23 protein-coding genes are annotated in these 25483 nt (G+C 70.2%); 8 read left to right on the top strand and 15 right to left on the bottom strand.

Going from position 1 to position 25483, the window contains the following annotated elements; all coding sequences use genetic code 11:
* Nucleotides 1-143 precede the first annotated feature (143 nt).
* The 5 genes from lexA to P73_RS08070 form a co-directional block, all read right to left on the bottom strand.
* Nucleotides 144-848: a transcriptional repressor LexA gene (gene lexA, locus P73_RS08050; protein ID WP_043871504.1), complete on the bottom strand. Its 705-nt coding sequence runs from the start codon at nucleotides 846-848 to the stop codon at nucleotides 144-146.
* A gap of 337 nt (nucleotides 849-1185) precedes the next feature.
* Complete coding sequence (locus tag P73_RS08055) at nucleotides 1186-2358, bottom strand: molybdopterin molybdotransferase MoeA (protein WP_043869209.1); 1173 nt, start codon at nucleotides 2356-2358, stop codon at nucleotides 1186-1188.
* Nucleotides 2359-2835 (bottom strand): cyclic pyranopterin monophosphate synthase MoaC, encoded by a 477-nt coding sequence (gene moaC, locus P73_RS08060; protein WP_043869210.1) that lies wholly within the window; start codon nucleotides 2833-2835, stop codon nucleotides 2359-2361. It lies immediately after the preceding gene.
* A gap of 11 nt (nucleotides 2836-2846) precedes the next feature.
* Nucleotides 2847-3653 (bottom strand): indole-3-glycerol phosphate synthase TrpC, encoded by an 807-nt coding sequence (gene trpC, locus P73_RS08065; RefSeq protein ID WP_043869211.1) that lies wholly within the window; start codon nucleotides 3651-3653, stop codon nucleotides 2847-2849.
* A 46-nt stretch (nucleotides 3654-3699) separates the two neighbouring features.
* Entirely contained in the window at nucleotides 3700-4884 is a 1185-nt protein-coding gene (locus P73_RS08070) for a cytochrome P450 (protein WP_043869212.1), read from the bottom strand.
* A gap of 61 nt (nucleotides 4885-4945) precedes the next feature.
* On the opposite strand from P73_RS08070, the gene P73_RS08075 reads away from it, so the two are divergent.
* On the top strand, nucleotides 4946-6751 hold the full coding sequence (locus tag P73_RS08075; RefSeq protein ID WP_082033153.1) for an ATP-binding protein: 1806 nt from the start codon (nucleotides 4946-4948) through the stop codon (nucleotides 6749-6751).
* A complete protein-coding gene (locus P73_RS08080; protein WP_043869213.1) occupies nucleotides 6748-7986 on the top strand; it encodes a sigma-54-dependent transcriptional regulator in 1239 nt (412 codons plus the stop codon). Before P73_RS08075 ends, P73_RS08080 begins: the two co-directional genes overlap by 4 nt.
* Here P73_RS08080 and P73_RS08085 read toward each other — a convergent pair.
* Complete coding sequence (locus tag P73_RS08085) at nucleotides 7977-8186, bottom strand: helix-turn-helix transcriptional regulator (protein WP_043869214.1); 210 nt, start codon at nucleotides 8184-8186, stop codon at nucleotides 7977-7979. The two genes, P73_RS08080 and P73_RS08085, sit on opposite strands and share 10 nt — an antisense overlap.
* Nucleotides 8183-8557 (bottom strand): hypothetical protein, encoded by a 375-nt coding sequence (locus P73_RS08090; protein ID WP_043869215.1) that lies wholly within the window; start codon nucleotides 8555-8557, stop codon nucleotides 8183-8185. The genes P73_RS08085 and P73_RS08090 overlap by 4 nt, the downstream gene beginning before the upstream one ends.
* 513 nt (nucleotides 8558-9070) lie before the next feature.
* On the opposite strand from P73_RS08090, the gene P73_RS08095 reads away from it, so the two are divergent.
* From P73_RS08095 to P73_RS08105, 3 genes are all read left to right on the top strand, one after another.
* Nucleotides 9071-10072 carry a TRAP transporter substrate-binding protein gene (locus tag P73_RS08095; RefSeq protein ID WP_043869216.1) on the top strand — a complete coding sequence of 334 codons (1002 nt, stop codon included), beginning with the start codon at nucleotides 9071-9073 and terminating at the stop codon, nucleotides 10070-10072.
* 151 nt (nucleotides 10073-10223) lie between these two features.
* Nucleotides 10224-10913 carry a TRAP transporter small permease gene (locus P73_RS08100; protein WP_043869217.1) on the top strand — a complete coding sequence of 230 codons (690 nt, stop codon included), beginning with the start codon at nucleotides 10224-10226 and terminating at the stop codon, nucleotides 10911-10913.
* Nucleotides 10914-10918: 5 nt separating this feature from the next.
* Entirely contained in the window at nucleotides 10919-12307 is a 1389-nt protein-coding gene (locus P73_RS08105; RefSeq protein WP_043869218.1) for a TRAP transporter large permease, read from the top strand.
* A gap of 166 nt (nucleotides 12308-12473) precedes the next feature.
* Here P73_RS08105 and trpD read toward each other — a convergent pair whose 3' ends face one another.
* A complete protein-coding gene (gene trpD / locus P73_RS08110) occupies nucleotides 12474-13490 on the bottom strand; it encodes an anthranilate phosphoribosyltransferase (protein ID WP_043869219.1) in 1017 nt (338 codons plus the stop codon).
* Complete coding sequence (locus P73_RS08115) at nucleotides 13487-14080, bottom strand: anthranilate synthase component II (RefSeq protein ID WP_043869220.1); 594 nt, start codon at nucleotides 14078-14080, stop codon at nucleotides 13487-13489. The genes trpD and P73_RS08115 overlap by 4 nt, the downstream gene beginning before the upstream one ends.
* Before the next feature lie 314 nt (nucleotides 14081-14394).
* On the opposite strand from P73_RS08115, the gene P73_RS08120 reads away from it, so the two are divergent.
* Nucleotides 14395-15966: a divergent polysaccharide deacetylase family protein gene (locus P73_RS08120; protein WP_043869221.1), complete on the top strand. Its 1572-nt coding sequence runs from the start codon at nucleotides 14395-14397 to the stop codon at nucleotides 15964-15966.
* Between the two features lie 108 nt (nucleotides 15967-16074).
* The gene (locus P73_RS08125) at nucleotides 16075-16845 is read left to right on the top strand and encodes a DUF2189 domain-containing protein (RefSeq protein ID WP_043869222.1); all 771 of its coding nucleotides are present in this window, start codon (nucleotides 16075-16077) and stop codon (nucleotides 16843-16845) included.
* Nucleotides 16846-16848: 3 nt separating this feature from the next.
* Here P73_RS08125 and P73_RS08130 read toward each other — a convergent pair whose 3' ends face one another.
* The 6 genes from P73_RS08130 to bcp form a co-directional block, all read right to left on the bottom strand.
* A complete protein-coding gene (locus P73_RS08130) occupies nucleotides 16849-17667 on the bottom strand; it encodes a DMT family transporter (RefSeq protein ID WP_245629275.1) in 819 nt (272 codons plus the stop codon).
* 418 nt (nucleotides 17668-18085) lie between these two features.
* Nucleotides 18086-18571 (bottom strand): hypothetical protein, encoded by a 486-nt coding sequence (locus P73_RS08135; protein WP_043869223.1) that lies wholly within the window; start codon nucleotides 18569-18571, stop codon nucleotides 18086-18088.
* Between the two features lie 70 nt (nucleotides 18572-18641).
* Nucleotides 18642-19154 (bottom strand): bactofilin family protein, encoded by a 513-nt coding sequence (locus P73_RS08140; protein ID WP_043869224.1) that lies wholly within the window; start codon nucleotides 19152-19154, stop codon nucleotides 18642-18644.
* Entirely contained in the window at nucleotides 19144-20448 is a 1305-nt protein-coding gene (locus P73_RS08145) for a M23 family metallopeptidase (protein WP_043869225.1), read from the bottom strand. Before P73_RS08145 ends, P73_RS08140 begins: the two co-directional genes overlap by 11 nt.
* A gap of 306 nt (nucleotides 20449-20754) precedes the next feature.
* The gene (locus P73_RS08150; RefSeq protein ID WP_043869226.1) at nucleotides 20755-21582 is read right to left on the bottom strand and encodes a ferritin-like domain-containing protein; all 828 of its coding nucleotides are present in this window, start codon (nucleotides 21580-21582) and stop codon (nucleotides 20755-20757) included.
* The gene (bcp, locus tag P73_RS08155; RefSeq protein WP_043869227.1) at nucleotides 21579-22037 is read right to left on the bottom strand and encodes a thioredoxin-dependent thiol peroxidase; all 459 of its coding nucleotides are present in this window, start codon (nucleotides 22035-22037) and stop codon (nucleotides 21579-21581) included. The genes P73_RS08150 and bcp overlap by 4 nt, the downstream gene beginning before the upstream one ends.
* A 113-nt stretch (nucleotides 22038-22150) precedes the next feature.
* Between bcp and P73_RS08160 the strand changes: the two genes are divergently transcribed.
* The gene (locus P73_RS08160) at nucleotides 22151-25480 is read left to right on the top strand and encodes an AsmA-like C-terminal region-containing protein (RefSeq protein WP_043869228.1); all 3330 of its coding nucleotides are present in this window, start codon (nucleotides 22151-22153) and stop codon (nucleotides 25478-25480) included.
* Nucleotides 25481-25483: the final 3 nt, after the last annotated feature.

Here is a 25483-nt window from a genome sequence, read left to right on the forward strand (position 1 = left end):
GTCAGGCACGGCCGCATGTCGGGCGGTGCACAAACCGCGACGGCGGCGGGCTTCCGCAGGCTGTGACGTGGCCGGTGCCGTCCGGCCCCGCCGTGAGCGCCCGACCGGCCCGCGTCAGGCGCGGCCGCATGTCGGGGCGCGGGTCAGTAGCTGCGGATCAGCCCGACGAGGCGGCCCTGTACCTCGACCTTGTCGGCGGGCAACACGCGATCCTCGAAGGCGGGGTTTGCCGCCTCGAGCACGACCATGTCGCCCTGGCGGCGGTAGCGCTTGAGCGTGGTCTCGTAGCCCTCGACCATGGCCACGACGATACCGCCGGTCTCCGCGCTGGACGTTTCCCGGATCACGACGATGTCGCCGCTGTTGATCCCGGCGTCGATCATCGACTCGCCCTTGACCTCGAGCGCGTAATGGTTGCCCCGCCCGGAGAGCATCGAGCCCGGCACAGCGACGGTCACCGCCCCGTCCGCGATCGCCTCGATCGGCACGCCGGCGGCGATCTTGCCCATGACGGGCAGGCTCACGGCGGCGGCGGAGACCTCAATCGCGGCGGCGTGCGGCGGCGCGTCGGGGCGGTCGCCGTCGATCACGCGGGGGGCGAAGCCGGGCGCGGTGCCCGCCGTGCCGGCGAGGCTGTCGGGCAGTTTCACGATCTCGATGGCGCGCGCGCGATGGGCGAGGCGGCGGATGAAGCCGCGTTCCTCGAGCGCGGTGATCAGCCGGTGGATGCCGGATTTGGAGCGCAGGTCGAGCGCCTCCTTCATCTCGTCGAAGGAGGGCGGCACGCCGTCCCGCGCCATGCGCGTGTGGATGAAGTCCAAAAGCTGGAGTTGTTTCTTCGTCAGCATCTGCTCGCTCCTCTGTCCCGTCTCCTGCGGGTGTCGCCATTGCGCGCCGGTCGTGCCGCCGCCCCCGCGGGGATCCCGGAGCACCGGCACCGGCGGCTGCGCGCCCGATATGCGCATCCCGCCCGTTTCCGGCGCCCGCCCGAAGGCGACAGGTCCGCCCGTCTCCACGAGATGCCAGACGGCTTTCGACGCATGTTCTGAAAATGTTCTACCGGTGTTCCCGAAATGTGTCAACTTTCCTCTCCTTCGAAACGGAGGCGTCCGGCGCCTCGGGAGCAGGAAAGAGGGACAGCGGTTAATTCGGGGTTAAGCGTGCCGCGGCGGCGGGGCGGGCGCCTCAGATCGCGAGGTAATCGACCGGCTCGCCCCTGCGGCGGGCGGGATCGTGGGGCGGGCGCAGGATCAGCGCATCGGCGCGCGACAGGATCGAGACGAGCGAACTGTCCTGGCTGGCGAAGGGGCGGATGCCGCCGGCCTCGCGGATCGCGCGCATGTAATGGGTGCGCGGTCCGTTCGCGGCCACATCCTCGAGCAGGGGCGCGCTCTGCGGCACCGGCGGGGCGGGCGGCAGGCCCTGCATCGCGGCGAGGGCGGGCAGCATGAAGACCTGCGCCGTCACCATGGAGGAGACGGGATTGCCCGGCAGGCCCAGCATCACGGAGCCGCCCATGCGCCCGGCCATCAGCGGCTTTCCGGGCCGCATCGCGACCTTGTAGAAGGCCCGCGCGAGGCCGAGGTCCGCGGCGACCTTCCCGACGAGATCGTGATCCCCGACGGAGGCGCCGCCGATGGTCACGATCAGGTCCGCGCCCCCGGCCAGCGCGAAGCTCTGGCGCAGGAGGGGCTCGTCGTCGGGCGCGATCGGCAGCACGCGCGCCACGCCGCCCGCCGCCTCCACCATGGCGGCGAGGCCGAAGGTGTTGGAGGCGATGATCTGCGACGGGCCGGGCTCTTCGCCGGGCATCACGAGCTCGTCGCCGGTGGCGATGAGCGCGACCTCGGGGCGGCGGTAGACCTCGACCTCCGGCAGGTTCATCGCCGCGAGCAGCACGACATCGCGCGGGGTCAGCCGGCGCGGGGCCTCCAGCCGGTCGCCGGCGCGGAAATCGCCGCCGGCGGGACGGATGTTGGTGTTGTCCCCGATCGGTGCGGAGAGGGTGATCCGGTCGCCCGCCCGCGTGACGTCCTCCTGGATGACGACGCGGTCGGCCCCGGCGGGCACCGGCGCGCCGGTGAAGATCCGCACGGTCTGCCCGGTGCCGACGGTCCCGTCGAACCCGTGGCCCGCCGCGCTTTCGCCCACGACGGCAAAGGACGCGCCGGGCGCGCAGTCGGCGGAGCGCAGCGCGTAGCCGTCCATCGCCGAGGCCGCGAAGGGCGGCTGGTCGCGCCGGGCCAGCGCATCGCGCGCGAGCACCCGGCCATGGGCGGCGCGCAGCGGCACGGTCTCCGTCGGCAGCGGGGCGCAGAGGGCGAGCACGTTCTCGAGGGCGTCGGACACGGAGATCATCTAATCGGCCTCATAGGTGCCGGATTTGCCGCCTTCCTTGCGCAGCAGGCGGGTGGAGACGATCTCCATCCCCTTCTCGGCGGCTTTCAGCATGTCGTAGACGGTGAGCGCGGCGACGGTGGCGGCGGTGAGCGCCTCCATTTCCACCCCGGTCTGGCCGGAGGTCTTCACGCTCGCGCGGATGCGCACGCCGGGCAGGCTTTCGTCGGGGGTGAGGTCGAGCGTGACCTTCGTCACCGGCAGGGGATGGCAGAGCGGGATCAGGTCGGCGGTCTTCTTCGCCCCCATGATGCCCGCGAGCCGCGCGACGCCCAGCACGTCGCCCTTCTTCGCCGTGCCCTCGGTGACGAGGGCCAGCGTCTCCGGCCGCATCCTCACCGCGCTTTCCGCGATGGCGAGGCGGTCGGTCACCGCCTTGCCGGAGACATCGACCATATGGGCGTTTCCGCCCTCGTCGAAATGGGTCAGCTCCGCCATGCCGGGCCCCCTCACATCCTGCCGGAGACCGGATCGGCCAGCAGCGCGCGCGTCGCGGTTTCCACGTCCTCCTGCCGCATCAGGCTTTCCCCGATGAGGAAGCAGCGCGCGCCATAGGCGGCCATGTCGGCGAGGTCGCCGGGGGTGAACAGCCCGCTTTCGCAGACGAGCGTCCGGTCCGCCGGCGCGAGGCGCGAGAGCGTCCGCGTGGTGTCGAGCGAGGTCTCGAAGGTCTTGAGATTGCGGTTGTTGATGCCGAGGAGCGGCGATTTCAGCAGGCTCGCGCGCTCGAGTTCCCGTGCGTCGTGCACCTCGACGAGCACGTCCATGCCCCAGTCCGCCGCCGCCGCCTCGAGCTCGGCGGCCTGGGCATCTTCGACCGAGGCCAGGATGATCAGGATCGCATCGGCGCCCCAGGCGCGGGCCTCCGCGACCTGATAGGTGTCATACATGAAATCCTTGCGCAGCACCGGCAGGGCGACCTCCGCCCGCGCGGCCTTCAGATAATCCGGCGCGCCCTGGAAGGACGGCGTGTCGGTCAGCACCGACAGGCAGGTCGCGCCCCCCGCCTCATAGGCGCGGGCCAGCGCGGGCGGGTCGAAATCGGGCCGGATCAGGCCCTTGGAGGGCGAGGCCTTCTTGATCTCCGCGATCAGGCCGTAGCCGGTCTTCGCCGCCTGTTGCAGTGCCGCCGCAAAGCCGCGGGGCGCGGAATGCGCGCGGGCCTCGGCCTCGAGCGCGGAGAGCGGCACCGCCTGTTTCGCGGCGGCGACCTCTTCGAGCTTGTAGGCCTTGATCTTGTCGAGAACGGTTGTCATGGGATCGTGATACAGCCGTGACCCCGCGATGGAAAGAACCAATGCGTCACAGGCGCACCATCAGCCGGTCGAGCCCGTGGAAATGCCATGTGTCGGCATAGACCGGCGGCTCGGTCAGGTGCAGGCCGGGGCAGCGGTCGAACAGGCGCGGCAGGGCGACGCGCATCTCGAGCCGCGCGAGCGGCGCGCCGACGCAGAAATGCAGGCCTGCGCCGAAGGACATGTTCTGTTTCACCTTCCGCGCGGGATCGAAGGCATGTGGATCGTCCCAGGCGTCGTCGTCGCGGTTCGCCGCCCCGAGCAACAGCCCGATCCGGTCTCCGCGTTTCAGCTCCTGCCCGAGGAACACCGTGTCCTCGTTGACCCAGCGCTGGAACAGGTGCAGCGGCGGGTCGAAGCGCAACAGCTCCTCGACCGTGCCGTCGATCCGGTCCGCCCCAAGGAACGCGGGCGGCGTCCGCCGCTCCAGCAGCGTCTTCACGGCGAGGCCGAGCGCATGGACCGTCGCCTCGTGACCCGCGTTCAGAAGCAGCACGCAGGTGGAGATCAGCTCGTCGGTCGACAGCCTCTCGCCCTCGGATTCGGCGGCGATCAGATGGGTGATGAGATCGTCGGCGGGCCGCGCCCGGCGCTCCTCGACATAGCCGCGCAGGAATTCCGCGAATTCGGTCGCGGCGCGCGCGGCGGCCTCCTCCATCGCGCGGGTGCGGGTGGGGGTGTAGACCGCCACCATCGCATGCGACCAGCCGAGCAGGCGCGGCCCCATCTCCTCCGGCACGCCCAGCAGGCGGGAGATCACCCGGATCGGCACCTGCTGGCAGAAGGCCGGCAGCAGGTCGAAGGCCTCCCCGGCGGGGAAGCGGTCGATCAGACCGTCGGTGATCTCCTCGAGATCGGGGAGCAGCGCGCGCACCCGGCGGGAGGTGAAGGCGCGCAGCACCAGCGACCGCAGGCGCCTGTGCCGCTCGCCCTCGAGCTCGAGCATGGAATGCGCCTCGATCTCGTAGAAGGGCCGCAGGTGGTCGGGGATCGCGGGGGCGAATCCCTCCGGCGCCTCACGGCCGAAGCGCGTGTCGCGCAGCGCCATCGACACGCCGTCATGGCCCGCGATCACCGGAAGGTCGAGCTCCTCCCAATGCACCATCCGCCCGCCCGCGCGCAGCCGGTCGTAGAACGGATAGGGATCCTGGACGAAGGCGGGATCGGAGGGCGGCATGGAAAAGCGTTTCATGCCGCCAGACTGCCCCGCGCGCTCTTCCCTTTGCAAGAGAGCTTTCCTATCCTGCGCGCCCATGACCGCCCCGACGCCCGACATGCCCGCAGACCTGCCCCGGCCCGTGTTCCACCGGCTGGTCTGGCCCGTGGCGGGGCTCGTCGCGGTGGTCGCCTTCGGCCTTGCCGTCTTCGCGCTGAGCCTGCGTGCGGAACTCGACCAGGCGGCGGAGCGGGGCCGGGCGGATCTCGCGCTCGCCTCCGACCGGCTCGCGGCGGGGCTTCAGCGTTATCGCGAGCTTGCGGTGTTCCTCTCCGACCATCCGACCGTGCTCGCCCTCTCGCGGGCGGGGACGGCGGAGAGCGGCGGGGCACCGGGCGGCGCACCGGGCGCGGCGACGGTCGGGGCGGCGGTGGAGCTGATGCAGGGCATGGCCGACAAGACCGGGGCGCAATCGCTGATGCTGGTCGCCCGCGACGGCCGCGTGCTCGCCGCCGCGGGGGAGGAACAGCGGCCGAGGGGCGCGCAGGCCGCCCATGCGCGCGCGATGACCGGCGCGCTCGGCATCGCCCATTTCGTCGATTCCCGCGGACGCCGGCGCTATGTCTTCGCCGCGCCGGTCTTTGCCGGGGGCGGCCGCGCGGCGGCGGCGGTGATCGTCAATGTCGATGTCGCGCTGATCGAATGGGGCTGGCCCAGCGAGCCCTCGGCGGCATTCTTCACCGACGATTACGGCGTCGTCTTCGTCTCCAACCGCAGCGAGCTGATCCTGCGCGGCGGGCTGGCCGGGCCGATGCCGGTCGAGGCGCGGCACAGGATCGGCGGGCACGACATCTGGCGCCTCTCCGCCGGGCCCTATATCCCCTCGCCGGCGCTGCATCTGACACAGCCGCTGCCGGTCGTGGGGCTCGAGGCGGAACTGCTGATGGATCTCGCCCCGGTCCTCTCGCGCGCCGGGTTGCAGGGCGGCATGGCGGCGGTCGTGGTGCTGCTCTTCGTGATGGCGCTGATCTTCGTGGCCGAACGGCGGCGCGCGCTCGCAGAGGCCAACGCCCGGCTCGAGGCGCGCGTCGCCGCACGCACCGAGGCGCTCGAGGTGGCGAACCGCGAACTCCTGCGCGAGGTGCACGAGCGCGAGGAGGCGGAGGCGCGGCTGAAACGCGCGCAGGCCGATCTGGTGCAGGCCGGAAAGCTCTCCGCGCTGGGCGAGATGTCGGCGGGGATCTCCCACGAGCTCAACCAGCCGCTGATGGCGATCCGCTCCTTCGCGGAGAATGCCCGCACCTTCCTCGACCGCGACCGGCCGGACCGCGCCGCCGACAATCTCGAACGGATCTCCGAACTGGCGCGGCGCATGGGGCGGATCATCAAGAACCTGCGCGCCTTCGCGCGGCAGGAGCCGGAGACGATCACCGATGTCGAGCTGACCTCGGTCGTCGAGGCCGCGCTGGAGATGACCCAGGCGAAGATCGCCAACGCCGGCGTCACGCTCGACTGGGCGCCGGCGGGGCCGGTCTGGGTGCGGGGCGGGGAGGTGCGGTTGCAGCAGGTGGTGATGAACCTGCTGTCGAACGCGGTGGACGCGATGCGCGAGAGCCCGGAGAAACGCCTCGGGATCCGCATCGAGCCGGGCGATCCGACCCGGCTCCGCGTCAGCGACACCGGGGGCGGGATCGCGGAGCCGGAGAAGATCTTCGATCCGTTCTACACGACCAAGCCGGTCGGCGCCTCCGAGGGGATGGGCCTCGGCCTGTCGATCTCCTATGGCCTGATCCAGTCCTTCGGCGGGCGGATCCGCGGGGCGAACCGCGCGGGCGGCGGGGCCGAGTTCACCATCGAACTGACGCCGGCGCGCGTCACGACACCGGGGGAGGCCGCGGAATGAGCCGGACATCGACACCCGAGCGGGTGCTTCTCGTGGACGACGACGCGAGCGTGCGCGAGGCGCTGGGCCAGACGCTCGAACTGGCCGACCTCCGCCCGATCCCCGCGGGCAGCTATATCGAGGCGAAGGACCATATCGCGCGCGATTTCGCGGGCATCGTCGTCACCGACATCCGCATGCCCGGAAAGGACGGGTTCGCGCTTCTGGACCATGCCCAGTCGGTCGATCCCGAATTGCCGGTGATCCTGTTGACCGGGGAGGGCGACGTGCCGATGGCGGTGCGCGGGATCTCCGGCGGGGCCTTCGACTTCCTCGAGAAGCCCTGCGCGCCGAAGGATCTGATCGCGGTGGTCGAAAAGGCGCTGAAGACCCGCGCCCTCGTGCTCGAGAACCGGCGGCTGAAGCGCCAGGTCGAGCGCGGCGATGCCGCCGCGCGGCTGCTGCGCGGCACCTCCGATCTGTCGAAGCGGATGCGGGCGGAGGCGCGCGCGCTGGCGCGGTCGGGTGCGGATGTGCTCGTCACCGGCGAGCCCGGCGTCGGTACGGCGAAGATGGCCGAGGTCGTGCACCTGCTGTCGGCGGGCTCGATGGCGCCCTTCGTCAAGCAGCCCGCCGCGGCGATGACGCCCGACAGCCTCGCGGGGCTGTTCGGCGCGGCGAAGGAGGGCTCGGTCTTCCTCGACGAGATCATGGGGCTGTCGAGCCCGGTGCAGTTCGCGCTGCTCGAACTGCTCGAGGCGCACGACCGCCCGCGGCTGATCGCGGGCACCTATGCCGATCTCGCCGGCGAGGTCGAGCTCGGCCGCTTCTCCCCCGACCTGTTCTATCGCCTCGACGCCGCCGTGATCCGCATTCCGCCGCTGCGCGAGCGGCGCGAGGACATTCCGACGCTGTTTCGCCATTACGTCGACATCGCCTGCGAACAATCCGACCTTCCCGTGCCGGAGATCACGCCCGAGGTGATCGCCCGGCTGATGGCGCAGGACTGGCCGGGCAACGCGCGCTCGCTGATGAATGCCGCGATGCGCTTCGCCATGGGTCTGACGGAGGGCGAGGCGCAGGAGGAGCTCGGCCTCGCCGAACAGCTCGCCCAGGTCGAACGCTCGCTCCTCATCGCCGCGCTGCAACGCCATTGCGGCAACGCGACGGAAGCCGCGCGCGGGCTGAAACTGCCGCGCAAGACCTTCTACGACAAGCTCACCCGCCACGGGGTGCGGGCGGAGGATTACCGCTGAGCGGGATCGGTGTCCGGCGTGAAGATCCGTTCGATCGGCCGCCCGAAGATGCCCGAGAGGACGAAGGCCAGCGGCAGGGAGGGATCGTATCTGCCCTTCTCGACGGCGATCACGGTCTGGCGCGATACCCCCGCGCGCGTGGCGAGCTCCTGCTGGCTCAGTCCGAATTCGGCGCGCAATTCCTTGAGCCGGTTCTTCATCGGCTGCGGACGCTCACCCAGGCCCCGCCGAGAAGCCAGTAGCCGGCCATGACCGGCCAGATGGCGAAGGTCGGCAGTTTCGGCATCCCGGCATCCTCGAAGAAGCCCCAGGTGAACGTGGTCAGCGCCGTCGCGGCGAAGGCGAAGACGATCGCCTCAAAACTCTGCTTGCGCTGGTATTCGTCGAGGCTGCGGATCGTGTCCGTGACGGCCCGGAGCACCGCGAGGCAGCCGATCACCGGCAGGGCGACGAGGGCGATCTGCAGCGGACTGTCGCCGGGCAGGCGGCTGGAGAGAGCGTTCGCCGCCACAAGCAGCACAGGATAGGGCAGGAGCCCGAGAAGGGCGCGTCGGAGGGCTTTGGCGTGCATGGGACGACTCCGCGAAATGTAAAGTTTGCTTTACATATCCCGCCGCCGAGAGGCTGTCAAGCGAGCTTTACAGTCCGACAAGCCGACCGAACCTCCCGAACACCGCCCGCGCGGCGTCCGACCGCGCAGCATGGCGCTTTTTTGCTGCGCCAAATACTCACGTCGCGCGGCCGGCCAGGGGCGCGCCGTTTCGAGTATTTCCGGCAGCAAAAAGCAGGGCGCGCGCCCAGGCCGGAGGCGGACGGACCGGCGAGTCGCCGCCGGGCGATGTGCGGAATCCTGCACATGCGCAAGAAAGTTGCGTGCGGAAAATCGCACACTTGCGCAAGGTGCATGGCGGATATGCGTTTGCTGTGAGGCGTAACGGGTTGTTAAGGCGTGGCTTTCAGGAAAATTCCCGCCGACGCGCCGCTCCCCTTGCCCGGCTCTGCGCGCCCGGTCTTCCTTGGCGCAGGTGACACCGCCGCGCACCGTCGTGCGGTGTCACGGATGATCATGAACGGGAGGACAGACATGAGATTTCTTGCCACCGCAGCCACCGCGCTCGCGCTGACCACGACCGCCACCACCGCCTTCGCCGCCTGCGACGCGGGCGAGATGGTGATCAAGTTCAGCCATGTGACGAACGGCGACAAGCACCCGAAGGGGATCGCGGCCCAGCTCTTTGCCGACCGGGTCGACGAGGAGATGGACGGCACCGCCTGCGTCGAGGTCTATCCGAACTCCACGCTCTACAACGACGACCAGGTGCTCGAGGCGATGCTCCAGGGCGATGTGCAGATGGCCGCGCCCAGCCTGTCGAAATTCGAGACCTTCACCAAGGTGTTCGGCCTGTTCGACCTGCCCTTCATGTTCAAGAACATGCCCGCCGTGGACGAGTTCCAGAATTCCGAAGCCGGCCAGGCGATGAAATCCTCGATGGAGCGCCGCGGGCTCACCGGGCTCGAATTCTGGCATTCCGGGATGAAGCAGTTCTCGGCCAACAAGCCGCTGATCCTGCCGGAAGACGCGCGCGGCCTGAAGTTCCGGGTGCAGCCCTCCGACGTGCTCGTGGCGCAGATGCAGGCGCTGGGCGCGAGCCCGCAGCCGATGGCCTTTTCCGAGGTCTACGGCGCGCTCCAGACCGGCGTCGTGGACGGGCAGGAGAATACCTGGTCGAACACCTACGGCCAGAAATTCTTCGAGGTGCAGGACGGCATCACCGAGACCAACCATGGCGTGCTCGACTATCTCGTCGTGACCTCCTCGGACTGGTGGGACGGGCTCGAGCCGGAGGTGCGCGACCAGCTCCAGACCATCATGCACGAGGTGACGGTCGAGCGGAACGCCGCCGTGGAAGAGGTCGAGGCGGAGAGCCGTCAGGCGATCCTCGAGGCGGGCGGCGAGATCCGCGAGCTGACCGACGAACAGCGCCAGGCCTGGGTCGACGTGATGAAGCCGGTCTGGGCGCAGTTCGAGGACGGCGTGGGCGCCGACAACATCGCGCTCGCCCAGGAGATCAACGCGAAACACTGACCGCGCCGGCCGCCGGCCGGTCCCGTCCTCCGACAGGGCGGGGCCGCGCCGCCCGCATCCCGCGCGCGGGCGCGCGCCGCGGCCCTGCCGCCCGCCTCACGACAACCCGCCGCAACCCGCCGCGCACCCGCGGCAAGAGGGGTCCCGCACCATGACAGAGCCTCACGACATTCCGACGGGAACGCCCGTCTCCCGCGTCTTCGACGCGCTCGAGGAAAACCTGATCGCCTTCATCCTCGGGGCGATGACCCTCATCACCTTCGTCAACGTGGTGCTGCGCTACGGCTTCAACCGCTCGCTCATCTGGGGCCTCGAGGTGGTGCTGATCCTTTTCGCCTGGCTCGTGCTGCTCGGCATCTCCTACGGGTTCAAGAAGACCTCGCACCTCGGCGTCGACGCGCTCGTGAACGTGCTGCCGCATCGCGGCCGGCGCGTGCTCGCGATCCTCTCGGCCCTCGTCTGCATCGCCTATGCGGCGCTGCTGATGAAGGGCGCGTGGGATTACTGGGCGCCCTTCGCCGGGCTCCAGCCCACGGCGGGCCGCTGGTTCCCGCTCGGCTTCACCGAGAACGCCCGCGACCGCGCCTTCTACGTCACCGACCAGGTGCCGATGCTCGGCATCTTCCGCTGGCTCGAGGACCTGATCAACTACGGCGAGGCCTATGACAAGCTGCCCCGCGTCATCCCCTATGTCATCCTTCCCGTCTCCGCCGCGCTGATCCTCCTGCGGGTTCTCCAGGCGACGGTCCGCATCGTGGCCGGCAGACAGGCCAGCCTCATCGTGTCGCACGAGGCCGAGGACGATGTCGAACGCGCCGCGCGCGGCGCATACGAGGACTAATTCCCATGGACGTGCTGTTCCTTTTCGTGATGGTGGTGGGCCTGCTGCTGATCGGGGTGCCGATCGCGGTCTCCCTCGGCCTGTCCTCCATGATCTTCCTGCTCCTGTTCTCGGACACCTCGCTCGCCTCCGTGGCGCAGTCGCTCTATCAGGCGATGGCCGGGCATTACACGCTGCTCGCGATCCCCTTCTTCATCCTCGCCTCCTCCTTCATGTCGACCGGCGGCGTGGCGAAACGCATCGTGCGCTTCTCCATCGCCTGCGTCGGGCATTTCCACGGCGGGCTCGCGATCGCGGGCGTCTTCGCCTGCATGATCTTCGCCGCCCTCTCCGGTTCCTCCCCCGCCACCGTGGTCGCGATCGGCTCCATCGTCATCGCGGCGATGCGCCAGATGGGCTACACGCGCGATTTCGCGGCGGGGGTGATCTGCAACGCCGGCACGCTCGGCATCCTCATCCCGCCCTCCATCGTGATGGTGGTCTACGCCTCCGCCACCGATGTCTCCGTCGGGCGCATGTTCCTCGCCGGCGTCATTCCGGGCCTGCTCGCGGGGGCGATGCTGATGCTCGCGATCTATGTCATCGCGCGGGTCAGAAGCCTGCCCAAGGGCGAATGGCAGGGCTGGGGCGAGGTCGGCGCCTCCTTCCGCGACGCCTTCTGGGGCCTCATGCTCATCGTGATCATCATGGTCGGCATCTACGGCATTCCCGGCGTCACCGGCGCGATCTTCACCCCGACCGAGGCGGCCGCCGTCGCCTCCGTCTACGCCTTCCTCGTGGCCTGCTTCGTCTATCGCGACATGGGGCCGCTTGCGGGCGCAGAGGGGCCGGTGCCGCTCGTCAGGAAGCCCTACGCGCTGCTGACCGCCTTCTGGCACCGCGACACGCGCCGCACGCTGTTCGACGCGGGCAAGCTCACGATCATGCTGATGTTCATCATCGCCAACGCGCTGATCCTGAAACATGTGCTGACCGACGAACAGATCCCGCAACAGATCGCCAGGGCGCTGCTGTCGGCGGGCTTCGGCAAGATCATGTTCCTCGTGATGGTCAACGTGATCCTGCTGATCGGCGGGCAGTTCATGGAGCCCTCGGGCCTGATCGTGATCGTCGCGCCGCTCGTCTTCCCGATCGCCATCGAACTCGGCGTCGATCCGATCCACCTCGGCATCATCATGGTGGTGAACATGGAGATCGGGATGATCACGCCGCCCGTGGGCCTCAACCTCTTCGTGACCTCGGGCGTCGCCGGGATGCCGATGATCGCGGTGGTGCGCGCGGCACTTCCCTTCCTCGCGATCCTCTTCGTGTTCCTGATCCTCGTCACCTACGTGCCCTGGCTCTCGACCTATCTGCCGACCTCGCTGATGGGACCGGAGATCATCACGCGCTGACCGGGCGGGGCGGCCTGGTGCGCGCCCTGCTTTTTGCTGCCGGAAATACTCGAAAACGGCGCGCCCCTGGCCGGAGGCGCGCCGTGAGTATTTGGAGCAGCAAAAAGCGCAATGCCGCGAGAGCGGTGCCGTGCGCGCAGCGGCGCCGGGCTCAGTGGCGCGCGGCTCAGTGGCGCGAGGTCAGTTCCGCGAGCGCGGTCAGCCGTCCGAGCGCCTCGCCCGAGGCGATGCTCTCCCGCGCGATCTCCACGCCCTCCGTCAGGGTCGCGGCACGGTCGGCCACGACGAAGGCGGCGGCGGCGTTCATCAGCACCGCGTCGCGATAGGCGCCCTCCGCGCCCTCGAGCACGGCGCGCATCGCCGCGCCGTTCTCCTCGGGCGTGCCGCCGAGGATGTCGCGGAGCTTGTGCACCGGCAGGCCGGCGTCCTCGGGGTGGATCTCCATGCTGCGGATGTCGCCGTTCTCGAGTGCCGCGACCGAGGTCGGCCCGGTGATCGAGACCTCGTCCATGCCCTCGTGGCCGTAGACGAGCCAGGCCTTTTCCGAGCCGAGCATCTGGAGCGTCTCCGCCATCGGCCAGATCAGGTCGGGGGCGAAGGCGCCGGTGAGCTGGCGCTTCACGCCGGCGGGATTGGTGAGCGGGCCGAGGATGTTGAAGATCGTCTTGCATCCGAGCTGCATCCGCACCGGGCCGACATGTTTCATCGCCGGGTGGTGCACCGTCGCCATCATGAAGCCGATGCCGATCTCCGACAGGGCCTCCTCGACCACGTCGCGGCCGACCATCACGTTGATGCCGCTCACCGAGAGGGCGTCCGCCGCGCCGGATTTCGACGACAGGTTGCGGTTGCCGTGCTTGGCGACCGGCACGCCGGCGCCGGCGACGACGAAGGCGGTGGCGGTCGAGATGTTGAGCGTGCCGAGCCCGTCGCCGCCGGTGCCGACGATGTCCATCGCGCCCTCGGGGGCGGTGACCGGCACGCATTTGTCGCGCATCACCTGCGCGGCGGCGGCATATTCGGCCACGGATTCGCCGCGCGCGCGCATCGCCATGAGGAAGCCGCCGGTCTGGGCGTCGGTCGCCTCGCCCTCGAACAGGATGCGGAAGGCCTCGCGCGCCTGCGCCCGGCTGAGCGGGCCTTCGGAGGCGGCGAAGATCAGGGGTTTCATCGCATCGCTCATGCCAGGGCCTCCTCGCGGGTCTCGAGCGTCTTCAGGAAGGTGCGGAACATGTCATGGCCATGTTCGGAGCGGATGCTCTCGGGGTGGAACTGCACGCCCTCGATCGGCAGCGTCCTGTGGCGCAGGCCCATGATCGTGCCGTCGGCGAGCTCCGCCGTGACCTCGAGGCAGTCGGGCAGGGTGGCGCGGTCGACGACGAGCGAATGGTAGCGCGTGGCGCGGAGCGGGGAGGGCAGACCCTCGAACACGCCGGTGCCGTGGTGCAGGATCTCGCCCATCTTGCCGTGGACGATCTCGTGGCAGCGTACGACCTCGCCGCCGAAGGCCTCGCCGATCGCCTGATGGCCGAGGCAGACGCCGAAGAGCGGGATGCCCGCATCCGCGGCGGCATGGACGAGCGGGATGCAGATCCCGGCCTCGCGCGGGGTGCAGGGACCGGGGGAGAGCACGATGCCCGCGGGGTTCAGCGCCATCGCCTCCTGCACGTTCAGCGCATCGTTGCGCACCACTTCGGCCCGCCACCCGATCTCGCCGATGTAATGGACGAGATTGTAGGTGAAGCTGTCGTAATTGTCGATCAGAAGCAGCATGGCCTTGTCCTGTGGCGGTCCTGTGGCGGGATGTCCCGCGGGGCTGGGAGGGGCGCGGGCGCGCACCCTCGGGTCGGGAAAGCCGGCGCGGCGGGCGCAGCCGCGCGCCGGATGGGGGTGGCGGCGTCAAAGGGGGATGATCCCGGTTGAAAGCCGCGCTATACATGGTCACAAGCACCGCCGGGGGTCAAGGGCAGGCCTTGTGCCGGCGGCAACAATATCGGGCCTCTGACCGGGCCGGGAGCGCGGGCGCAGGCCCGTCCCCGACGCGCGGGGCACGCAGGGCAAGCAGGGCAAGGAGCACCGGGAGACAGATGGGGCGCGGAATATTCACGGGGCTGGTGTGGGGTGCGGTGGTCGGTTTCGCCATTCTGGTCTTTGCCAACGAGGTCGTGGCGCCGGTCGGCTCCGTGATCTCCGAAGCCCCCGGACCGCAGGCGCCGCCGCGTTCCGCGACCCCGGAGGCGGCTTCTCCCGAGGCCGGGACGGCCGAGGCCGACCCCGAGGCCGGATCCCCCGATGCCGCGCCCGAACCCGCCCCCGCCGGGACCGGCGCCCCCGGCAGCGCGACGCCCGCGCCGGAGCTCGAGAGACCCGCGGATCTCGCGCCGCCGGAGGCCGACGAGGCGCCGGCGCTCGCCCCGGACCTGCCCGCCGGCGAGGCGGCGCGGACCGGCGGCCTGCCGGAGGTGACCGCCCCCGAGGCCAGCTCCGAGACGGCGCCCGCGGCCGAGGATTCCCCCGCCGCCGCGCCGGAGGTCTCCCCGGTGGATCCGCGCGAGACGCCGGAGGAGGCCGGCGGGCTCGACATGGGCGCCATCGGCGGGCAGAGCCCGGTGCTGACCCCGCCGCAATCGGTTGCGCCCGAAGCCGCCGCGCCCGATGCCCTGCCCTCGGTCGAGGAGCACCTGCCGGGCCGCGCGCCCGCGCCGGAGGGCACGGAGGCGCCGCCGGCGCAGGCCGTGGTTCCCGGCACCGAGATGCCCGAGGAGCCCGCCACCGGCCCGCGCGTCACCGCCATGCCGGGCGTGGGCGCCGCGGACCGTCCGGGCCGGGTCGAGACGCAGGAGGCGCAGGACAGCCCGGAGGGGAGGATCGGCCAGCGCGCCGGCTCCTTCACCGACCGCGAGGACAGCCGCCGTTCGACACGCCTGCCGGCGATCGGCGGCGAGGCGGCGGGAGGCACGGGCGCGCCGGTGGTGCTCGCCGACGAGCTGCCCGCGCTCACCGCCTATTCGGCGGATTTCTCCGGCGCGCCGGAGGGGCCGATGATGAGCGTGATCCTCGTCGATATCGCGCGTCTCGAGCCGGAGGATCCGGCCTTCGCCTCCCTGCCGTTCCCGGTCGCCCTTGCCGTGGACGCGGTCGGGGCCGGGGCGGGCGCGGGCGCGCTGGCCTATCGCGGGGCGGGGCTCGAGGTGCTGTCGATGGTCGCGCTGCCCGAAGGCGCCTCGCCGCAGGACGCGGCGGTGACGCTGTCGCAGGCCGCCGATCTCGTGCCGGTCTCCATCGGGTTTCTCGACGTCCCCTCGGCCAGCTTCCAGAGCTCGCGTCAGGTCGCGGCCCAGGTGGTCGCCAGCGCCGGGCAGAGCGGGCGGGGCATCGTCAGCTTCCCGCGCGGGCTCAACGCCCTCGAACAGGAGGCGCAGCGCGCGGATGAGGCGCCGATGGCGCTGGTCTTCCGCGATTTCGACGGGCGCGGACAGGATGTGGACGCGATGAAGCGGTTTCTCGACCAGGCCGCCTTCCACGCCGGGATCGACGGCAAGGTGGTGCTCGTCGGCCGGGCAAAGCCCGACACGCTGCGGGCCCTGGCGGAATGGGCGATCGGGACGCGGGCCTCCTCGGTCTCCATCGTGCCGCTGAGCTACCTCCTCACCCGCTGACGCCGCCCCTGCCGCGCCGGGCGGCATGACGTCAGGGGCTTGACAGGGTGCGACATTTTGTCATCATTCCTCCCACGAGACCGGCTCGAGCCGGCAGGGAGGAGACCCATGGAACAGACCGAGGCGGTCGCGGCGGCGCCGCTTCCGGTGATCGCTCAGCTGACCCTCGCGGATCTGCGTGACGCGCTCGGCCTCGGATGGCAGGATTTTCGCCGCGCGCCCGGCTTCGGTCTGTTCTTTTCCGCCGTCTATGTCGCCATCGGCCTCGGCTTCGTGCTGAGCGGGGCGGGGACGGTGCTCTGGACCTTTGCGCTCTCGCTGGCTTTCCCGCTCTTCGCGCCCTTCGCGGCGGTCGGCCTCTACGAGGTCTCGCGCCGGATGGAGGCGGGGGCGGCGCTCGACTGGACGCGCATCCTCGGCGTGGTGAAGGCGGAGAAGGACCGCCAGATCCCGTGGATGGGCGCGATCCTCACGATCTACGTGCTGTTCTGGTCCTTCCTCGCGCATATGATCTTTGCCCTGTTCATGGGGCTGTCGGTGATGACGAATATCACGACGAGCCACGAGGTCTTCCTCTCCTCGCAGGGGCTCGGCATGATCGCGGCGGAGCTCGCCGTGGGGGGCGGGCTCGCCTTCCTGCTCTTCGCGCTCACCGTCACCTCGCTGCCGCATCTTCTCGACCGGGAGGTGGATTTCGTCACCGCGATGATCGTCTCCGTCGCCGTGGTGCGGCAGAATCCGGGGGTCATGGCGCTCTGGGCGGCGCTGATCGCGGGGGCGACGCTTCTGGCCGTCGCGCCGCTGTTTCTCGGGCTGTTCGTCGCGCTTCCGGTCTTCGGCCACGCGACCTGGCATCTCTACCGCCGCGCGCTGCTCTGAGCCTCAGCGGCGGCGCCGGGAGGTCACGAGCAGCAGCACGCCCGAGCCGACGATCACCGCCGCGCCCAGAAGCTCGGCCGCGTCGGGCCGTTCGCCGAAGACCAGCGCGGCGAGGATCATCGCAAAGAGCAGCCGGATATAGCGGAAGGGGGCGACGACGGAGATCTCGCCCATGCGCATCGCCAGCGTGAGGGCGGTATAGGCGAGCACGCCCACCGCCATGGCAAACCCGAGCCAGCCGAGCGCCGCCGGCGAGGGCATGAGCCAGGCGTCGCCGGAGGGCGAGACCAGCGCGCCCGCGACCACGAGCGCGGCGAAGCCGGTGATCCCGAGCTGGGCGAAGGACAGGATGGGCGGGGCCGCGCGCGTGGCCAGATCGCGGCCGGCAAAGCCGAACATGCCGAGCAGCGCCAGCATGGAAAGCGGCGTGAACCCGTCGAGCCCCGGCCGGATCACCAGCAGGACGCCCGCGAAGCCGAGCGCGATGATCGCCCAGCGGCCGGGCGTGACCCGTTCGCCGAAGAACGCCACCCCGGCGGCCGCGACCACCAGCGGCGTCGCCTGGAGGATGGCCGAGGTCGTGGAGAGCGCGGCGAGCGCGAGCGAGAGGGTGAAGAACAGCCGCCCGGCCACCTCGAACACCGCGCGCAGGAGCATCACCCGCGACAGCATCGCCGGATGCAGGAGCCGCTCGCCGCGGGCCCGCGTGAGGGCGGCGAAGACCGCCATGCCGCCGAGGCCGAAGAGCACGAGCAGCTCGCCCACGGGCAGGGTTTCGGCGATGCGCTTCACCGCCATGTCCTCGAGCGCGAAACAGGCCATGGCGAGCACCATGAACAGGATGCCGCCGGAATTGCCCGCCTGGAGCGGGCCGGACCGGCCGGGGGCGGCGGCGGATGGGGAGGACGGTGTGGGCATGGGCATCCTGGGTCCGGTTGGGCGTGGCGCCAGAATGGCGAAGGCGGCGGCCGGGCACAAGGCGGCGGAGCGCAGGGGCGGGGCGACCGTCGGACAGGAATGCCGCGGCGCGGAGACGGGTGTGCAGGGCGCGGGTCGGACGGAGGGGGCGTCAGCGCGGGCGGCGCGGAGGGGAAGGCCGGGGCGGTGCGCCGGGAGGGCGCGGGCCGGGTGGCCGGCAGGCGTCAGGGCCGGTCGCGGCGGCGCAGGGACGCCCGAAGAGGGTCCGACGCGGCGCCGAGGTCGATCCGACGAAAGTCCGACGCCGGGAGAGGGGTGGATGTCACTCCCGCAGGTCGTCCTCGGTGAGGATCCGCATCTGTACGGTGGGCGGCACGGTGGTCACCACCTCGAGCACATGGTTGAGCGCGGCGACGCAATAATGGTGCAGGCGATCCTCGTGGTAATCCTCGTAGATCGTCCATTCCTTCACATGGCGCAGGAAGACGGCGGAGGGATTCTCGCGGAACAGGCTCGCGGGGGCGGGCGTGTCCTCGTGGCGCGAAAAGATCTCTTCGGTGATCTTGAAGGACACGTACTCGTCGAACCGCAGGGTGAAGCGGCGCGAGCCGGGGCGGACCTCGATGACATTCGCGCCGCCGAGCAGCCCATCGATCACCGAATTCCCGGTCAGAAGCTGCTCGGGCTCGCCCGCGACACCTTCGTCGAACACGGCGGTGAGGCGGCGTTCGTTGCTCCGGCCCATGCGGAAATCGGACATGTAGAGGTTCTGGACCTTCTCGAGCTGGCGCAGGGCTTCGGCCGTCATCTGTGTCTGTCTCTCCGGAACGAAAAAGGCGACCCGTGGGGCCGCCTCTCATGCTGCGAATGCGCCTGGCTCACTCGGCTTGCGGTGCGGTTGCGGAGGCCGGCGCGGCCGACGCCGCCTTCGCGCCACCGAGCGGATCGTCGGCGCGCTGCACCGAGCCCTCGAAATGGGCGCCGCTCTCGATCGCGATCGTCTTGTGGATGATGTCGCCCTCGACCTTCGCGGTGGAGGTCAGGCGGACCTTGAGGCCGCGCACGCGGCCGACGATGCGACCGTTCACCACGACGTCGTCGGCGACCACTTCGCCCTTGATCGTGGCGCTTTCCCCGACGGTCAGCAGATGCGCGCGGATGTCGCCCTCGACCGTGCCCTCGATCTGGATGTCGCCGGAGGTCTTGAGGTTGCCCACGACGGTCAGGTCGGACGACAGAACCGATGCCGGCGGCTTCGCCTTCGGCGCGGATTGCGCGAAATCGGGGGCCGGAGACTTCGGCAGGGGGGGCTTGGACGCCGCTGCCTCGGGTTTCTTCGCCTCTTCACCCTGCTTCGGACCGGGCTCGTTGATTCTGCTTTTAGAAAACATCGTTGGCAGCCTTAATATAGATCATCGGATTGACGGCCTTGCCACCCACGCGGATTTCGTAATGAAGATGCGTGCCGGTGGAACGGCCGGAATTTCCCATAGCACCGATTTGCTCTCCGCGCGAGACCCTTTGCCCCACTTTCACCATTATTTGCGACTGGTGGGCATAGCGGGTCTCGATGCCGAACTCGTGCTGGATCTTCACCAGCCGGCCATAGCCCGACTGCCAGCCGGCGAAGGTCACGACGCCGTCGGCGGTGGCGTAGATCGGCGTGCCGTAGGCGGAGGCGAAATCCGTGCCCTCGTGCATCCGGCCCCAGCGCGGGCCGAAGCCCGAGGTGTAGCGGAAGCTGTTCTTGAGCGGCAGCGAGAACGGGGCCTTCTGCGCGGCGATGCGGTAGAGGTTGAGCGCGTCCATCCGTTCGATGATCGCGTTGGCGCGCATCGAATCCGGGTCGACCATGCCGCCCTTGGTGGAGAAGGTGATCGGCGTGAGCGGGCCGCCCTGGCCGGAATAGCCCTTCTTCACCGTGGCGATCAGCTTGTCGGGGTCCATGCCCGCGGCCTTGAACATCTTGTCGAGCGGCGCGACGGACACGGTCACCGCATCCTCGAGCTGGGAGAAGATGCGATCGTTCTTCTCTTCCATCAGCTTCAGGTCGGTCTCGAGCACCTCGGCCATCTTCATCGCCTGCTCGGCATGGACGGCCATCTCGTCGCGTTCGGAGGCGGTGTCGGCGAGCGCCGCGGTGAGCACGTCCACCGTATCCTCCATGTCGTCCGCGCTCATGCCGCCCGCGCCCTCGCCCTCGCCGGTGAGCCGGGCCTGGAGCGTGGCCTCGGCGGCCCGCGCCTCGTCGCGCTCGTCCATCGTCTCGAGCAGGTTGGCCTGGACCACGTCGACGCCCTTCTGGAGCTCGCGCACGCGTTCCTCGGAGGCGAGGAGCTGCGACTGCATCGCGGAGATCTGTTCGAGCGCGGTGGTGAAGCGGGCCTGCGCCGCGGCGGCTTCCTCGGCGCGCATGTCGCGCTCGTGGGCGAGCTCCGCAAGGCGGGACTCGAAGAGCACCAGATCCCGCCCGGCCTGTTCGCGCAGGTTCCCCGATCCGATGCTGTCCATCAGCAGCATCGCCGAGGCGATGATCATCCAGGCCGCGAAGACCGTGGTGCCGGTGACGGCGACGATTTGCGTGACAGGGGTCAGTCGCAGATAGCGGGTGTCGTTGTCGGAGCGCAGAAACACCCGGCGTTCGGGGAAACTGCGCTCAAGCAAGTGGTTGAGCTTTCTCATCATGGCTGGGCTGAAACCGTCCTCAATTCCCGTTCCCGATCCGCATGGAGTTGTCGTTGAGTTTCTTGATTACCCGTCGGATCCCCCGCCGTCTGTCGCGGCGCCGGACCCTCGTCCCCAAGCGGTCGCGACCCTGTTACCGGACGATTCCCCATGGGGCAACGCTTTTGCCCCCGCCTGGGCCGGACAGGCGGAGATTTGGCGGAATTCACATGAAATGGGCAGATTTCTGCCGAGTCTTGATCCGTTTTCGCAAAAAGGAGATCGGGTGAGGGCCCCCGCGGTGCGACAGGCTGCCGCAGGTGGCGCTCAGCTCCACGCGGCCGGAAGCGTGTCGGCGAGCGGCCAGTAGAAGTCGGGCGGCATCCCGGCTTCGGCGCGTTTTTCCTCGTTGAAGGGCGCCTTGGTCCCGCCGGGGAAATAGCGGCGCACGAGGGCGTGGAATTCCGCCGTCGGGTCGATGCCGCGACGGCCGCAGAGGAAGTTGAACCATTTCGCGCCATAGGCGACATGGGCGACCTCCTCGGCATAGATCACCTCGAGCGCGGCGACGGTCTCGGGATCCTTCGCGCCCTGAAAGATCCGGATCATGCCGGGCGTCACGTCGAGCCCGCGCGCCTCGAGCACCATCGGCACGACCGCGAGCCGCCCCATGATGTCCTTTGCCGTGTCCTCGGCCGCGCGCCACATGCCGGCATGGGCGGGCAGGGCGCCGTAGTGCGAGCCCATCGCCTCGAGCCGGTCGCAGACGAGGTTGAAATGCTTGCTCTCCTCGTCGGCCGCCTTCACCCAGTCGTCGTAGAAGCCGGGGGGCAGGTCGAGGCCGGTGAAGCGCGCGACCATGTCCCAGTGCAGGTCGACGGCGTTCAGCTCGATATGGGCGATGGCGTGCAGGATCGCGATCCGCCCCTCCGGGCTTCCGGGACGGCGGCGCGGCACGTCGCGCGGGTCGAGCAGGTCCGGGCGCGCCGGCCGGGCGGGCCGGTCGGGCGGGGCGGCGTGGCCGATCGCGGGCGGCGTGCCCGCCGCCCGTGCCTCCTGCCAGCGCGCGGCATGGCGATGGGAGAGCGCGGTCTTCTCGCGCCCGTCGGCGGTGCGCAGCACCTCCTCGGCCATCGCCGCCAGCGTCTGGCTCATCCGCGCGCCGCCGCGAGCACCTCTTCGGCATGGCCGGTGACCTTCACCTTCGGCCAGACCTGCGCGATCTGCCCCTCCTCGTCGACGAGGAAGGTCGCGCGGGTGATGCCCATGAAAGTCTTGCCGTACATCTGCTTTTCGCCCCAGACGCCGTAGTCCTCACAGACCGTGCCGTTCTCGTCGGAGAGGAGCGGGATGCCGAGGCTGTGCTTGCGGCAGAAGCTCTCGTGCTTCGTCACGCTGTCCTTGGAGACGCCGAAGACCGCGACGCCGGCGGCGGCGAATTCGTCCTTCAGCGCGGTGAAGTCGAGCGCCTCGGTGGTGCAGCCGGGCGTGTCGTCCTTGGGATAGAAATAGAGGACGACCTTCTGTCCGCGCAGGCCGGAGAGGGTCACCTCGCCGCCGCCATCGCGCGGCAGGGTGAAATCGGGGGCGGGGGAGCCGGGTTCAAGCATAAGTCATCTCCTCGGTTGGGTGTCCGGCGCATTACGCGTTGCGCAGGCTTTCGGTTTCGTTCTAGGCCGCTTTCGGAGAAGATGGAACCGACCCACGAACACGAGCGGCAAGAATGATCGACCCCGACGAGGAGGACCAGCGGGAGACCGGCGCCCGGAACCGGGCGGCGGAGGGCGGGACGGCCGCGCGGCCGCGCCGGCGCCGCGCCCACCGCATCGGCCTCTGGACGCTGGCGGTGGCCGGCATCCTCGCGCTGGCGATGATCTTCGCCGTGCTCGCGGTGACCGGGCGCACCATCGTGCTGCCGAATGCCGTCACGGAACGGATCGAGGCGAAGATCAACCGCGATCTGAACGGGCCGCGCGTCTCCATCGGCCGGATCGTCGCGATGGTCGACCGCAATCTCGTCCCCCGCGTCACGGCGCGCAACGTCGGGCTGATCGACGCCTCGGGGGCGGAGATCGCCCGGCTCAACGAATTGCGCGCGATTCTGTCGCGCGAGGCGCTGCGCGCGGGGCGGCTGCGGCCCGACGCGCTGCGGGTGTCGGGGGCGCAGATCACGGTGCGGCGGCGGGCGGACGGTTCCTTCGCCTTCGATTTCGGCGGGGCGCGCGGCTCCGTCGGCTCCGCCGCCGAGGTGCTCGAGGCGGTGGACCGGGCGTTCTCGACCGAGCCGCTCTCCACGATCGCCCGCGTCGACCTGCGGGAGATCACCGTGACGCTCGAGGACGCGCATTCCGGCCGGATCTGGTCGGCGACGGATGCGGGCGCGAGCCTGAGGAACACGCCGCAGGACATTGACATCACACTCGATTTCGAGCTGTTCAACGGCACCGAGGAGCTGTCCCGCGTCGCGATGGGCTTCACCTCCCAGAAGGGCTCGCTCGCCACCACGATGTCGCTGTCGGTGGAGGATGCGCCGACCCGCGATTTCGCGCTCCAGGCGCCCGCGCTCTCGTTCCTGTCGGTCGTGGACGCGCCGGTGTCGGCCAGCATGCGCGGCCGGGTCGGCGCGACCGGCCTGCTCGAGGATTACACCGGCTCGCTCGAGATCGGCGCCGGCCGGATCGTCGCGGAGGAAGGCGCGCCGCCGCTGGCCTTCGAGGGGGCGAAGGGATATTTCGACTACGATCCCGACCGCGAGCGGATTTCCTTCCCGCAGTTCACGCTGGCGACCGACGCGCTCGACATCGAGGGCAGCGGCCAGATCCTGCTGGGCGAGTTCGACGGCGTCTGGCCGCGCAGCTTCACCGGGCAATGGCGCTTCGGCCGGATCCGGGTCGCACCCGAGGGGCTGTTTTCCGAGCCCCTGACCTTCGACCGCGGCTTTGCCGATGTGCGCATGCGGCTGGCGCCCTTCCGCCTCGACCTGGGCACGCTCGATCTCGGCCGCGGTGACCTGTGGCTCAGGGGGTCGGGGCGCGCGGCGGCCGGGCCGGAGGGATGGGACGCCGCGCTCGACCTCTCCGTCGACGAGATCACCAATGCGCAGCTCCTGGGCCTCTGGCCGCCCGCCGCCATCGCGAAGACCCGCGCCTGGATGGCGCAGAACATCGCGGCGGCCACCTATCGCGACCTCGACCTCGCGCTGCGCCTCTCGCCGGGACAGAGCCGCCCGGTCTTCGCGCTCGACTGGGATTTCGACGGGCTCGACATGCGCTTCATGGCCAGCCAGCCGCCGGTGGCGGAGGGGCGGGGCTATGGCACGATCTTCGGCAACGCGATGACGATCGCGATGGACGGCGGCACGATCACCCCGCCGCAGGGCGGTCCGGTCGAGGTGGCGGGCACGGTGCTGCGCATTCCCGACATCACCGCGAAACCCGCGCGCATGGAGATCGGCCTGCACACGCGCTCGCGGATCGAGGCGGGGCTCTCGCTCATGGCCGAACCGCCCTTTTCCATCCTCCGCGCCGCGCCCTTCGGCCCGGACGTGGCCGAGGGGACGGCGGAGATCCGGGGCGACATCGCCTTTCCGCTGGTGCAGAAGCTGACGCTTCCCGATGTCGGTTTCGCGCTCGAAGGCACGCTCGAGAACGTCTCCTCCGACCGGCTCATGCCCGGACAGGTGCTGAGCGCGGAGCGCCTCGCGCTCGACGTCGATCCGGAGGGGCTGTCGATCGGGGGCGCGGCACGGGTCGGGACGGCAGCGGTCACGGGCGAATGGCGCAAGCGGTTCGGTCCCGACCAGCGCGGCCGCTCGGATGTCGCCGGCCGCGTGACGATCGACCAGGCGCTGCTCGACACCTTCGGGATCGTGCTGCCCGAGGGGATGGTGGCGGGCGAGGCGGCGGGCGCGCTCTCCGTCGCGCTGAGGCAGGGCGAGGCGCCGCGGTTCGAGATCACCTCGGACCTTGCCGGGCTGCGCCTCAGCTTCCCGCCGCTCGGCTGGGGCAAGCCGCCGGGCACGCGCGGACAGCTGACCCTCGCCGGACTGGCGGGGGAGCGGCCGGAGATTTCCGAGCTGAGCCTCAGCGGCGCGGGGCTCGAGGCGCAGGGCGGGCGCGTGAGCCTCGGCGCGGACGGCGGGCTCGACCGGCTGAGCTTCGAACGCTTCGCGCTCGGCTCCTGGCTCGACGTCGCGGGGGCCGTGGTGGGGCAGGGCAAGGGAAAAGCGGTGGCGGTGGAGGTGACGGGCGGGCGGCTCGACCTGCCGCGCGCGACCTTCGGCGGCGGCGCGGGCGGCGGCGGGACGCCGGCGATCCCGATCTCCGCGCGGCTCGACCGCGTGACCCTGGCCAGGGGGCAGGAGCTGCGCAACGTCTCGGCACGCCTGTCGGCGCAGGGCGGCGTCACCGGCTCGTTCACCGGCGCGCTCAACGGGCGGGCGACGCTGAACGGCACGCTGACACCCGGCACCTACGGGCCGACGATCACGCTCGGCGCGGAGGATGCCGGCGCGGTGATTTCCGCCTCGGGCGTGATCGAGCGCGCCACCGGCGGCCGGCTCTATGCCGCGCTCACCGCGCTTCCGGGCAAGGCCGGATATGACGGGCGCGTGGTGATCGACAACCTGCGCGTCCATTCCGCGCCGACGCTGGCCGAACTGCTCTCCGCCGTCTCGGTCGTCGGGCTCATCGACCAGATGGCAGGCGGCGGGGGCATCCTCTTCACCCGCATCCAGGGCGACTTCACGCTCCTGTCGGGGCGGCTTTCGCTGCGCGGCGTCACGGCGGAGGGACCGTCGCTTGGCATTTCGCTCGAAGGGCTTTATGACACGGCCGCGAATACGGTGGACTTCCAGGGGGTCATCTCCCCGGTCTATTTCCTCAACGCGCTCGGTCAGATCGTCTCGCGCAGGGGCGAGGGGCTGTTCGGCTTCACCTATACGCTCACGGGACCGGCGACGGCCCCGTCGGTCGGAGTGAATCCGCTCTCGATCCTGACCCCCGGCGCGATGCGGGACATCTTCCGCAGGAAGCCCGCCGGACAACCCCGATGAGGC

Origin of the sequence: Celeribacter indicus, assembly GCF_000819565.1 — a bacterium.
GTDB lineage: Bacteria > Pseudomonadota > Alphaproteobacteria > Rhodobacterales > Rhodobacteraceae > Celeribacter > Celeribacter indicus.